The organism is Lascolabacillus sp. (assembly GCF_028696275.1).
GTDB classification, from domain to species: Bacteria; Bacteroidota; Bacteroidia; order Bacteroidales; family Dysgonomonadaceae; genus Proteiniphilum; species Proteiniphilum massiliensis.
This window is the reverse complement of record NZ_JAQVHI010000010.1, coordinates 38,855-51,568: the sequence shown is the minus strand read 5'-3', so window position 1 is coordinate 51,568 and position 12,714 is coordinate 38,855. Positions and strand designations below refer to the sequence as shown.

12 protein-coding genes are annotated in these 12,714 nt (G+C 38.6%); 8 read left to right on the top strand and 4 right to left on the bottom strand.

Annotated features, from left to right (window positions below):
* Positions 1–53 precede the first annotated feature (53 nt).
* Complete coding sequence (locus PHO43_RS04385) at positions 54–1,172, top strand: redoxin domain-containing protein (RefSeq protein ID WP_288008851.1); 1,119 nt, start codon at positions 54–56, stop codon at positions 1,170–1,172.
* A 32-nt stretch (positions 1,173–1,204) separates the two neighbouring features.
* Positions 1,205–2,746 (top strand): YifB family Mg chelatase-like AAA ATPase, encoded by a 1,542-nt coding sequence (locus PHO43_RS04380; RefSeq protein ID WP_288008850.1) that lies wholly within the window; start codon positions 1,205–1,207, stop codon positions 2,744–2,746.
* Here the strand turns inward: PHO43_RS04380 and PHO43_RS04375 are convergent, their stop codons facing one another.
* Both PHO43_RS04375 and PHO43_RS04370 read right to left on the bottom strand, forming a co-directional pair.
* Positions 2,747–3,427, bottom strand: a complete 681-nt coding sequence (locus tag PHO43_RS04375; RefSeq protein ID WP_074010764.1) for a M15 family metallopeptidase — start codon at positions 3,425–3,427, stop codon at positions 2,747–2,749.
* Between the two features lie 36 nt (positions 3,428–3,463).
* Positions 3,464–5,206, bottom strand: coding sequence for a DNA polymerase III subunit gamma/tau (locus tag PHO43_RS04370; protein WP_288011451.1), 1,743 nt, complete (start codon positions 5,204–5,206; stop codon positions 3,464–3,466).
* A gap of 115 nt (positions 5,207–5,321) precedes the next feature.
* Between PHO43_RS04370 and PHO43_RS04365 the strand changes: the two genes are divergently transcribed.
* The 5 genes from PHO43_RS04365 to PHO43_RS04345 all read left to right on the top strand — a co-directional run bounded on the left by PHO43_RS04365 (position 5,322) and on the right by PHO43_RS04345 (position 9,518).
* Positions 5,322–6,311 (top strand): DUF5106 domain-containing protein, encoded by a 990-nt coding sequence (locus tag PHO43_RS04365; protein ID WP_045090423.1) that lies wholly within the window; start codon positions 5,322–5,324, stop codon positions 6,309–6,311.
* A 182-nt stretch (positions 6,312–6,493) separates the two neighbouring features.
* Positions 6,494–6,985, top strand: a complete 492-nt coding sequence (locus PHO43_RS04360; RefSeq protein ID WP_045090422.1) for a TlpA family protein disulfide reductase — start codon at positions 6,494–6,496, stop codon at positions 6,983–6,985.
* Positions 6,986–7,315: 330 nt separating this feature from the next.
* On the top strand, positions 7,316–7,615 hold the full coding sequence (locus tag PHO43_RS04355; protein WP_053827155.1) for a hypothetical protein: 300 nt from the start codon (positions 7,316–7,318) through the stop codon (positions 7,613–7,615).
* Between the two features lie 55 nt (positions 7,616–7,670).
* Complete coding sequence (locus PHO43_RS04350; protein ID WP_053827156.1) at positions 7,671–8,876, top strand: uracil-xanthine permease family protein; 1,206 nt, start codon at positions 7,671–7,673, stop codon at positions 8,874–8,876.
* A gap of 153 nt (positions 8,877–9,029) precedes the next feature.
* Positions 9,030–9,518 (top strand): ASCH domain-containing protein, encoded by a 489-nt coding sequence (locus PHO43_RS04345; RefSeq protein ID WP_288011447.1) that lies wholly within the window; start codon positions 9,030–9,032, stop codon positions 9,516–9,518.
* Positions 9,519–9,536: 18 nt separating this feature from the next.
* On the opposite strand, the gene PHO43_RS04340 is transcribed toward PHO43_RS04345, so the two are convergent.
* Complete coding sequence (locus PHO43_RS04340; RefSeq protein ID WP_045090418.1) at positions 9,537–10,136, bottom strand: nitroreductase family protein; 600 nt, start codon at positions 10,134–10,136, stop codon at positions 9,537–9,539.
* Positions 10,137–10,292: 156 nt separating this feature from the next.
* Between PHO43_RS04340 and PHO43_RS04335 the strand changes: the two genes are divergently transcribed.
* Positions 10,293–10,982: a M48 family metallopeptidase gene (locus PHO43_RS04335; RefSeq protein WP_288011445.1), complete on the top strand. Its 690-nt coding sequence runs from the start codon at positions 10,293–10,295 to the stop codon at positions 10,980–10,982.
* Here PHO43_RS04335 and PHO43_RS04330 read toward each other — a convergent pair.
* Positions 10,965–12,713 (bottom strand): DUF4832 domain-containing protein, encoded by a 1,749-nt coding sequence (locus PHO43_RS04330; protein ID WP_288011443.1) that lies wholly within the window; start codon positions 12,711–12,713, stop codon positions 10,965–10,967. The two genes, PHO43_RS04335 and PHO43_RS04330, sit on opposite strands and share 18 nt — an antisense overlap.
* Position 12,714 lies beyond the last annotated feature (1 nt).

Below are 12,714 nucleotides of genomic sequence, written 5' to 3'. Positions count from 1 at the left end.
AATATTTAAAAAAATAGAATACCTTTGCGAATTATAATATTCAGATATAAGTAATGTCCAGGCTATTTATAGGCATAATTATTTGTGTATCAATACTACTAACTATCACATGCAGTAGGGGAGATGGAACTGTCATTAAAGGTGAAATAACCAGTCTTGACTATCCTTATCTTCTTGCTACATATCTTTCTTCTGATACGCTGGTAATTGATACTATACCGGTTAATAGCACTGGAGGGTTCTCTTATAATGTTGATATAGATTCACTGACTACATTCACTATCTATATGAATCACTATGAGAGTGCTGCTGTAGTTTATGCTGACAAGAACCAAAAATTAAAAGTTGTTGGTGATGCTAAATTGCCTGATCTGATAAGAGTTAACGGTAATGAAATCAATGATGATCTTACTCTGTTCAAGAAGCAAAACCAGGATCTGCTGAAACAGCGAGGTCAATTGCTTTTCAATTTCAATATAAGTGGTGATTCGGATTCTATACAGTTTAATACTTTAAACAGGAATGATGATATCGCTAGCATGAACCTGCTGAATCATGAACTAACTTTAAGGGCAGAGGAGTATATTCGTGAAAATCCTACAAAACTATCCAGTCTTGTGCTTATAAGTAATTTCTTTATGAACAGCGATACTCCATTAGCACTGGAGAGGGTTTTGGGATATATTGAGGGTGATATAAAAGAGACGCGAATTGCAAAACGATTATATGCATATTCCGAGAAGGTGAACCGCTCTGCAGAAGGTGCAATAATTCCATATTTTCAGTTGCACGATCTAAAGGGTGATACTATAAATTCTTATGATTACAAAGGTAAATACCTGCTTCTTTCATTTGTTTCCTCTTCAGGAATTGAGTCACGGGAAACAATTGAGCTTCTGAAAAATGAGTATGAAAAGCTCGATAGCAGCAAGGTTGAATTTGTTTCTGTATATATTGATTCAGATATTTACCCTGTAGATTATCCTCAACAAGATTCGATACCCTGGACAATAGTTCCCGAAAAAAGAAGCTGGGGATCTGATATAGTTGATTTGTTAAATGTGCAGTATATACCATTTAACATACTTGTTAAACCTGACGGTGTTATAATGGAGAGGAATGTTCCTTCCCAGGAGGTTGCTGAGGTAATCAACAAATCATTAGATAATTAATTTAAAAAATATAATCTGAAAAACTGTAACAAATGCTGGTCAAAGTATTTGGAGCAGCTGTTCAAGGTATAGATGCAACTCTAATCACTATTGAAGTAAACTGCTCTAGAGGTATCCGGTTTCTCCTTGTTGGGTTACCGGATACTTCCGTAAAGGAGAGTCACGAACGTATTGTGTCGGCTCTGGAAGTAAATGGGCTTAAATTCCCTCGCAAACAAGTAGTTATTAATATGTCGCCCGCAGATATCAGGAAAGAGGGTTCGGCGTACGATCTCCCGCTGGCTGTTGGAATTCTGGCAGCTTCTGAGTCTGTGAGAACGGATAAGCTTGGTGATTATCTTATTATGGGTGAGCTTTCGCTTGATGGCTCTGTTCTGCCCCTGCGAGGTGCCTTGCCTATTGCTATAATGGCAAAAGAAAATGGCTTTAAAGGGCTTGTTCTGCCATTGGCGAATGCTAAGGAGGCTGCTGTTGTGGAGGGCCTGGATGTTTATGGTGTCAGCAATATTAGAGAGGTGGTTGATATGTTCAATAACAACGAACTGCCTGATGTAACCAAGGTTGACCTTGAAGAGGAATTCAGAAATAGCATATCTGATTATGAGCTTGATTTCTCAGATGTTAAGGGTCAGGAGAATGTAAAAAGAGCAATTGAAGTTGCTGCAGCAGGAGGCCATAATATAATTATGGTTGGTCCCCCTGGATCAGGCAAATCTATGATGGCTAAAAGGGTGCCATCAATTCTACCTCCATTTACTCTGGATGAGGCACTCGAGACAACCAAAATACATAGTGTGGCGGGAAGGACTGATTTGAACTCATCTCTAATGTTTAACCGCCCTTTTCAAACACCTCATCACTCAATCAGTAATGTTGCAATGGTTGGGGGTGGTACTAATCCGCAGCCTGGAGAAATAAGTCTGGCTCACAACGGGATACTGTTTCTGGATGAGCTGCCTGAATTTAATAGGAGTGTTCTTGAGGTGCTGCGTCAACCTCTTGAGGATCGTGAAATTACCATATCAAGATCAAAATACAGTGTTAAATATCCTGCCGGATTTATGCTGGTAGCAGCCATGAATCCTTGTCCCTGCGGCTATCATAATCACCCTGACAGGGAGTGTGTATGTCCTGCCGGCTCTGTTCTTAAGTACCTCAATAAAATATCAGGTCCGCTCATGGATAGAATAGATATACAGATTGAGATTGTTCCTGTACCATTTGAGAAGATATCTGGTAGGGCTTCTTCAGAGAAGAGTTCTGATATAAGAGAGAGGGTTATCAGGGCAAGGGAGATACAACGTAAGAGATTTAAGAGTGTAAAGGGTGTTCATTCTAATGCGCAGATGACAAGCCGGATGCTGCACAGATTTGCACAGCCTGATGCTGCGGGACTGAAGTTGCTTAAAACAGCAATGGAGCGACGATCGCTTTCGGCAAGAGCATACGACCGTATATTAAAGGTTGCCCGTACTATCGCTGATATTGATAACAGTGAGAATATAAAACCCGTTCATATTGCAGAGGCTATAAATTACAGGAATCTGGATAGTGAGAACTGGGCATATAAGTAATCACCTTTTCTCGAAGTGATGATCATCATAGTATTTAGTGAAGGTATGTCCCCACCTGAATCCTAACCTGCGGAACTCATTTGCAACTATGTGGCCGGGGTATAGTGTGCCGTTGACAGTTGTGTCCAACACCGCTCCGGCCGGAGTGTTTGGTCTGTCTATGTTTTTCCATCTGAGTGGATTGAATCTTGGATTTATATCAATTGCCATTCCTGTGGCATGTTTTGAATAGGATATGTTTCTATAGCAGAAGCTATAGCTGTTGTTGTCAGCCATAGATAGACTATCATTCCAGCCATATTTTACTATTGGTATTGCTTTTTCAATTACAAATCCCTCATCTAACATGAAGCTGAAAATCTCTTTTATATCATTGGCGATTTGTCGGTTAGTAACCACCTGCCCTTTGTGAATCTTGCCATCAGTGGATATGTAATATACATCAACCAGTTCAAGCTGACTGATTATTTCTTCGGGTGCTTCTGAATACTCTACTGCTTCATCAAAAGTATAGCTTGCATCTATTATTGTGTCGGGCAGCACAGGTTCCTGTATAATATTTTGTAGATCCTCTGCAGTGGAATCTGCATGGATATCTGCAGGGGTCGCTGAATCTCTTCTATTATTGTTACAGGATAGAATGATTAAGAAAATCAGGAAGAAAAGATTTTGGAGTCTCATCCCTTGTAAGCTCTCTTTTATTTGTTTAAATGTTTCTTAATTCAGCTCCAGACCAAATTCATCTGACAGTTTCAGTAGTGAAGGGTTCTTTTTTGCCATCTCATCAAATATCTCTCGAGAGGTGAGTGGTTTTTTGATAGCATTTCCTTCTGCAATCTTTATTGTCATTGTTAGATCGTCGTTCTTAACCTTGCTTCTGAGAAATGAAAGGATTGAAAGACTGCTGTTTGTAAGGTACTCTTTGTTTATCTCGGTATTTACTTCTACCTCGAAGATTACATCACTGATCAGTCTGGGATGATAGAGGCTCATGGTGTTTTTGAGTAGCGGTTCTCCTTTGAGATTTGCTGCATATTCATCCCATGCTTCTTTAAGCTCTTTTTCCGTGAATGGGTTGTTGCCATTGCCGGTGCTTGCTTTTTTCTCTTCTTCGGGCTCTTCCTCTTTCTGATCTCTAAGAGATAAGATGGATATACCCATTCCTTTTAAGGCAGATTTCTTCTTTACAGGGGTAGTTGGCTTTGATGTTTCATCAGGTGTTTGTTCTGTCTTTTTTTGAGTTGGCGCAGTCTCCACCTTTGGTGTTGCGTCAGATTTCTTTACCTCCGTTTGCGAAGTCTTTGATTCTGAGGCTGTTTTCTCAATCGGCTTTAGAGAACTTTTTTTTTCTGCAGCAGATGTGGGATTCTCCTGAAGTTGACACAGTTTAATTAGTGTAAGCTCAAGAAGCAGACGTCTGTTTTTGCTAACCCTGTAGTTGAGGTCGCACTCATTTGCAATCTCAATTGCTTTGTAGAGGAATTCATTACTACATTGCTTTGCAGTATCGATATACTGATCTCTTATAGATGCACCAACCTCAAATAGAGAGGCTGTCTTTGGGTCCTTGCAGACCAGCAGGTCACGGAAGTGCGATGCTACACCACTAATGATATATTGTCCCTCAAAACCACGGTTCAGGATATCGTTAAGAATCAGCAAGCAATCTACAACATTGCCGGCAAGAATAGCGTTGGTAAGTCTGAAATAGTATTCGTAATCAAGTACATTGAGGTTTTCAATTACTGCTCTGTATGTTATATTTCCCTGTGTGAAGCTTGCGGTCTGATCAAATATTGATAGTGCATCACGCATACCGCCATCCGCTTTTTGTGCTATAACATTCAGTGCTTCTGCTTCGGCTGTAACGCCCTCTTCCTGTGCAACGTATTGCAGATGTTCAACAATATCGGCAATATTTATACGGTTGAAGTCATAAACCTGACAGCGTGATAGTATTGTGGGTATGATCTTATGTTTCTCTGTTGTAGCAAGGATAAATATCGCGTGGGAGGGAGGCTCTTCAAGTGTCTTTAGAAATGAGTTGAAGGCAGATTGCGAGAGCATATGTACCTCATCGATAATATAAACCTTGTATTTGCCTATCTGTGGTGGGATGCGAACCTGCTCGATCAGCATGCGAATATCATCTACACCGTTGTTGGATGCAGCATCAAGCTCATGGATGTTGTATGACCTCTGTTGGTTGAATGCAACGCACGACTCGCAATTGTTACATGCTTCGTTATCGGGAGTGAGGTTCATGCAGTTGATTGTTTTCGCGAAAATGCGTGCACAGGTGGTTTTACCGACACCGCGGGGACCACTGAAAAGATATGCATGCGCAAGTTTATTGCCGACAATGGCATTTTTTAATGTAGTTGTCAGAGCCTCTTGCCCAACCACGCTTTTGAATGTGGATGGTCTGTATTTTCTAGCAGAAACAATAAAAGTATCCATGTATATTCGGGATGATTTGGATGATCAGTAAAATACAAATGTACTAAAAAAATATCGGTTTTTTCCACGGTTTTTCTATCTTTACCGAGATAAGCAAAAATAAGAAGTTAGTATTATGAGAAATATTTTGTCTTTGTGTTCGTTTACCCTACTTATTGTTATTTTATCTGCTGTTTCATGCTCTTCTGGCAAGGAGTATCAATCTTCTAAAAGAGATATTAAGGATAAGGAATTATCGGTGGTCTCTCCGACAATTGTGCCTGATACATTTGTACTTCCTGATATACCTGAAGTTATAACAGATACGGATGAGCGTGCAAAATATCTTGTAAGTCATTATTGGGACAGGTTTGATTTTAGTAATGCTGATTTAGCCAGACGCCCCGAAATTACTGAACAGGCTTTTGTGGATTTTATCAATATACTGAATTACGTACCAAAGGCAAATGCTGATGAATCGCTTGTGAATACTCTCAGGAGCGCTGAGGCAGATACTGCAATGTATGTACATTTTATTTCGCTTTTTGAAAAGTATTTCTACGATCCTAATTCACCTTTCCGTAATGAGGAGTATTATATCCCTGTGTTGAATGAGATTGCAAGATCTTCGATGTTGACAGATGTTTCAAAATCGGTATACAAATTTCAGCTGGATATGGTAAAGAAGAACAGAGTGGGTGAAAGAGCCAATAATTTCAGCTACACTCTGGCGTCGGGTCGTTCTTACTCTTTATATGATCTGCAAAGTGAATTTACTATTCTCATGTTTTCTAATCCGGGATGTCCCACTTGTGAAGCTGTAATTGCGCAGATGGCAAAATCAGCGCCTATAAACAATGCTCTTTCGAGAAATAGTGCTAACAGGACAATGCTTACAATACTTACTCTATATCCTGATCAGGATCTTGATGAGTGGCTGTCGCATCTGTCTGATTTGCCTACTGGATGGGTGCATGGATATGATAAGGATCTAAAGATTACTAATCAGAGATTATACGATATAAAGGCTATTCCTACCATATATTTACTGGATAAAGATAAGAGAGTGTTGTTGAAAGATACTTCAATTGAGGCAGTTGAGTCGTTTTTTTCGGTTCAACATTAAATGAATTCCTCAAATTTAACATTTGAAATGAAATTTTTTATCTCAAAAATTCGGTATTACAAAAAAATGACATACTTTTGACCTCTTTAAAATCGGACTTTTAGCGAAAAGTCCTTATAAATAAAAGGTTTAGCAACTGCGAGAAGCACGGCTTGCCTATTTACTAACCAAAATTATTTTATATGAGGTACGTGAACTTTTGCCTTATAGCAATATTTTCACTTGTATTATCATCGGGCTCTGTAAAGGATGCTGCTCCATCAATAGGTTATTATCCGGGAGAAGTAATACCTGATATTATTTTAACGGATGTGGAGGGTGATAGTTATAAGATAAGTGATTATAAAGGCAAAAAAGTCGTGGTTAATTTCTGGGCATCATATGACGCCCAATCCAGAGCCACAAATGTTCTTCTGTATAATTATCTTAAGATGAATGATGCAGACGCAACGTTTATATCTGTCAGTTTTGATAAGAACAAAGATGTTATAAAGAGGACTTTTGAAATGGATAACCTCGAAGGAATTTCACAGTTTTGTGAAATTGATGGGGCAGATTCAGAAATCTATAATGATTTTAAGCTGAATCGAGGCTTCCGAAATTACTTAATAGACGAAAACGGAGTTATAAAAGCGATGAATTTCACTCCGGATGAACTAAGAAGTTTGATTTAAGTATTAAAAGAAGAATTAATTAAGAACGGTCGTTGTATTTTCAGCGTCCGTTTTTTAATTTGTTTACATCCTGAATTCTTGTCTAATGCTTGTCTGCAATTTGTTATAGATATATTTCGTATCAAATTGATAGAAGTTCTAATTTATAATGTTTTAAATTGGATTAAAAAATTGCAAAATAAATACAATATTATTACAAATTAATTATTACATTTGTGCGATTTAATTGAAATACCGATAGTTATAATTCTTAATTCTTTGATGTATATTTTTAAAAAGAGGTGAAAAATATAGCATAACCAGGTTTCCATGAGTTAAATTACAAGTTTTATGAGTATTCAATCTGAAATTAAAATTAACCAGTTTCAACTGGCATTGTTGCTTGATGAATCTGATAAAGATTTTTTCAAATGCTCAATAGCGCACAATGTGTATTGTTTAAACTGCAGAGATGTTGCAAAAAATGGGATTGATATCACAGAACTTTATCTTACAGAGTTTAATGATATTAGGGTACATGGCAGATGTAAAATCTGTAATTGTGAAGTTCGCCGACTTTTTGAGTTCGGCGAGGAAGATAAATTTAATAATAAAGCTAAAAAATTAAGAAAATCTATTCAAGCATCCTGAAAAACTGATTTACATATATTATATTTGCACCCAAAAAAATTTATTTTAACAATTAATGGAAAACAAACAGCTCACTCCGTTTTATAAAACCATTGTTGGAGTGCAATTTCTTTTTGTTGCTTTCGGTGCAACAGTATTAGTTCCTCTCTTAGTCGGGCTCGATCCCTCAACAGCATTATTTACTGCAGGTGTTGGTACTCTGGTATTTCATTTAGTTACAAAGGGTATTGTTCCAATTTTCCTTGGAAGTAGTTTCGCATTTATTGCTCCAATAGTAAAAGCTACAGAGCTGTATGGTTTAGCTGGGACACTTTCTGGTATGGTGGCAGTTGGTTTTGTGTATATAGTTATGAGTGCACTTGTAAAATGGCAGGGGGTGAAGCTAATTAAAAGATTGTTTCCACCGGTGGTGATAGGTCCGGTAATTATGCTGATCGGTCTCTCTTTAGCCGGTACAGGTGTGGATATGGCAAAAGAGGACTGGTTGCTGGCAATCATTGCACTTACTACTGCAATTGTTGTGAGCTTGTTTGCTAAAGGGCTGCTAAAGCTTATCCCGATATTTGCAGGTATCATTGTTGGTTACATTGCAGCTGTGATCTTAGGAAGGGTAGATATGTCTCCTATTACTGAAGCTGCCTGGTTTGGTTTGCCTCATTTTGAGAAACCTGAATTTTCATGGGGCGCTATATTGTTCATGATACCTGTGGCAATTGCACCGGTAATTGAGCATGTTGGCGACGTATATGCAGTTAGCCAGGTGGCAGGAAAGGATTTTGTGAAGAAACCAGGTTTGCACCGCACAATGCTGGGAGATGGAATTGCTTGTATGATTGCTGGTTCAATTGGTGGACCTCCAGTTACAACATACTCCGAAGTTACAGGTGCTATGGTGCTTACAAAAGTTACCGATCCTGTAGTTATTCGTATTGCAGCTATAACAGGAATTGTTTTCTCTATGATCGGAAAAATCAGTGCGATCCTTAAAACTATACCCGGATCTGTGCTGGGTGGTATTATGCTTTTATTATTTGGGACTATCGCAGCAACGGGTATCAATAATATGGTTTCTAACAAAACTGATATGGGGAATACCCGTAACCTGATAATTGTATCACTTATACTTACTACAGGAATTGGAGGTGCTGTTCTGCAGATTGGTGAAATTAGCATGACAGGCATTGGTTTGTCGGCACTCATAGGAGTATTGCTGAATCTGATCATCCCTCAAGATAAGGTGGAAGAAAGAAGCAAAGAGTAGAAATTGATAATTTTGCTGAGTTTTTTTAACTTAAATTATTGTTAGGTAAAAAATATATCATTCTTTTGGGAAATATTCCAAAGGAATGTTTATATTTGTGTGTCACTGCCCACTCTTGTTCAAGTTTTTTAATAATGTGTAAGTTGAAAAACTATGAATTCGGTTAGGGAGAATACACTGCGACTGGTAATAAAACCTGAGTCTTTTAATGAAATAATTTCAGGTAAAAAAAAGACTGAAGCAAGGGAAATTAAGGATACTACCTTCAGGAAATATCTTCAAACATGGACTGAGGGCGATAATATAGGATTGCTGTATAATAAAGCTTTAATGGAGGGTGAACCTGTCAGCGAGATTTATTTATACAATAATGGTGTGTATCCATATTTCCCAATAGATTACAAATATCTGAGTATGACCACAGGACCCACTGGTAGTGGTGATATTCTTGTTGTGGAAATAGTCAATATTACTTTTGAACCTGTACTACAGAAAAACGGCTACCCTATACGTTTTAATATTGTTGAGGATGACTTCAAACCTTGCAAAAATGGTAATTATTGCTTCTGGTATATAGTTTATCATTTAGGTAAGGTAGTCGAAATAAAACATAGGAAGAGTGGAGCCGAACATATTATCTGAAATTTTTTGAGTATTATTCTATATCGATCGGATTACATCCTCAGCATCTAATCTGAATTTAGGGTTCAGGGATGGCTGATTCTCATCCTCTTTGTCTCTGTAACCTATGGCAACAGCAAACAGTGTCTTGTAGTTGTCATCTTTTAATATTGCATCATACTCTTTTGTGTTTATCCCTTCCATTGGAGTGGAGTCGATTCCTAAAGTCGCTGTGGCACTCAAAAAGAATCCTAAAGAGAGGTAAACCTGAGAGGTGAGCCATGTCATAATCTGCTCGTCACCCCTGGGTTTTAATACTCTATTGTAATATGTTGTAGTATATTCAGGTAAAAGTTTTAATTTGTTATTCTCGAAAGCCTCCGCATCTTTGACTACACTGAAAATAACAATGTGACTGGCGTCAAGTACCTTTTCTCTGTTTCCTAAAGAGAATTCAGCTAACCTGCTTTTTATTTCTTCGTCGGCAACAAAGGTGAATTTCCAGGGCTGACTGTTTATTGATGATGGACTTAACCTTAGAATCTCTTTCAGTTTTTCAATTGTATGTTCATCTATCTTTTTGCTGCTATCATACTTCTTAGTAGTGTATCTTTTTTGGGCTATATCTAAAAAACTCATATTTTATTCTATATTTATAAATTTAATTTATGATATTGGTATTGCAAATAGTGTGCCAATGTACTAAAAAAATTTCTTTATAAAATCGATAAAATTAGAATATGATATTCTGTATCTTTGAAGCTTTGAAAATCATTGTTTAGTTATTAAATGAAAATGAACGTTGCTTCTCTGAGTTATTCCCTGGTGAAATCTTCTCGTAAATCGATTAGTATAATTGTGCATCCCGATGGTAGAGTGGTGGTTAAGGCGCCTAAGCGGGCCACTAATGGACAGATACATGAGGTGCTTAAAAATAGAATGGGGTGGATTGAAAAACACAGGAAGAGATTTGAGGAGCAGAGACTTAAGAATCCTGAAAGAAAGTTTTTGAGCGGTGAGAAACATCTTTTTCTGGGGGAGGAGTTTATCCTTCGGGTTAGAAAAGCTGATGTTAACAGGGTGATGTTAAATTGTGAGTATATTGATGTTGAGTGTGTCGATGAATCAATAGTTGAGGAATTGATGCGCCAGTGGCATCTCTCTATGGCAAAGGAAAGGCTTCCTCAGATTGTCACACCTGTTATAGAAAGTTTCAGGAGTATATATAAAGTTGCACCTGCCAGAATAACTGTGAAACATATGAGGTCGAGGTGGGGGAGTTGTTCTTCCAGAAAGGCTGTTTCACTAAATAGTAAGCTGATCATGACTCCCGAAAGATGTATTGAGTATGTAATGGTGCATGAGTTGTGTCACCTGATTCATTTTAATCACTCAGAGAACTTCTATTCTCTCCTTGCAGAGATTTTACCCGACTGGAAGGAGAGAAAGAAAGAACTTCGGTCATTTTCACTTTACGGCTACTGATCCTATCAGGTTTGCTCCCAACTCTGTATTCCAGATTTCGCCGTTGTTGGCAAAGCGAATAGAACGTTTGTTAGTGCTTTTCTCTTTCGGATCGTTGATCTTAAGGTAAATGTCATATTCACCTGACTCTACAATGCCAAATTTACTCATGTTGATCTTGAAATTCAGATCGTGCCATGCCGATTTATTAGTGGGTCTGTTATCCAGGCTTGGAGTCCAGTCTCTGGCATCAATATCTGTAATGACTGAATATGTAGTTGATCCATTCTTGTTTTTCAGGATTACAGATACTTGCTTCTTATTGACTATTAATCCGAACCCTACGTTTTGTAGTTTTCCTCTGAATTTTAATGTTCCATTGGGTCTTACCTGCTTACTTGCGTTTGCATCACGAAGTACCAGACGATATCCCAAGCGATCACGCATAAACTCCATCCCATTTCTGCCATCATATACCGGATCAAATATCGCAGTGCGAGTTACTCCATCATGTTGAGGGGTAAATGGTACAGTTACATTCTCTTCATTGTAAATAAAATCGCTCCATAGACTGTATGCAGCTGAACTGTAGCTGGTATTGAGATGTGTTGTCTGTGCATATGATGCTTCATAGGGTACATTTGGGAATCTGGGGTAGAGCTGATATGGATTATCAGGCTCATTACCTGATCTTACGGTCTCTCCTCCATAGAAATTACTTTGATTTCTTGCCCAGGTTAAAGCACCATTTCTGTCATACTCACCTCCTATTAAATTAATACCTTCAGAAAGAGAGCCACCATCTGTAAAGTTGTCGCTGCCTCTTGAATAGCTGTCGTTGAACATTCCAAAACGTTGTGCGCGCGATCCACGTTCTGGAGCAGGTGGCAGATTTTTGAAGTTGTACTCTGTACCATATTCCATATTCTGCCATGCCATTACACCACCGGCATGAACAAGAATAGAGCGTGATTCAGGTACATAATCCAGAAGGGCATTAAGTAACCAATGGTAGCCTTCTGCAGTTCTGGCATATGATGAGGAGTGCATTTCCCCCCATGGGCCAAAGAAGCCGCCTTTTACTGTCATTATCACATCTTCATACTCTCTGAAGACATTGCCTATCTGCCAGAGATGATACTGTACCCAGTTCTTGTTCTCGTGACCGGGTATGCCGCAAAGGTCTGAATTTTCAGGAGTACCTCCATTTATACCACCTGACTCATACCAGGCGCGTCCTTGAGGCGCACCTGGTTCGCAGTCGTGTATAAACTCATCGTAACCGTCTCTGTTGTGATAAGTATAGCCTCTTCCATCGTAACTAAACTTTACGATTGCAACAGCTTCACTGTCCCTTATCTGCTGAAGTGCAGTCCTAATGTAATCAAGTGCCGCAGGGGTCAATGGTTGTGTTGTTCCATAATTGGGCTGTTTACTGCTCCACCTGCCTGCAGGCAATCCATCAAGTGGTGCATTTGAAGAGAAGTTTCTCAAATCAAATTCCATGTAAACAATGCGGGAGTCAACTTTTACATCAGTACCTGCAATAGTTGCCTTGAGATCAGGAATTGTTGGCTCTGATCCAGAATCAACAGGTACAACATATGATTGAGGTCTGTAAAATCCTCTGTCGGGGTTTGGGATATCAACAGGGTTCTCGGTGTAGTCGAGGTTTTGCTTTTGGAGTTGTGACTGACAACTTATTAATGTTGTTGCAAGTATTATCGAAATTAAAATAAATATTCTTTTCATC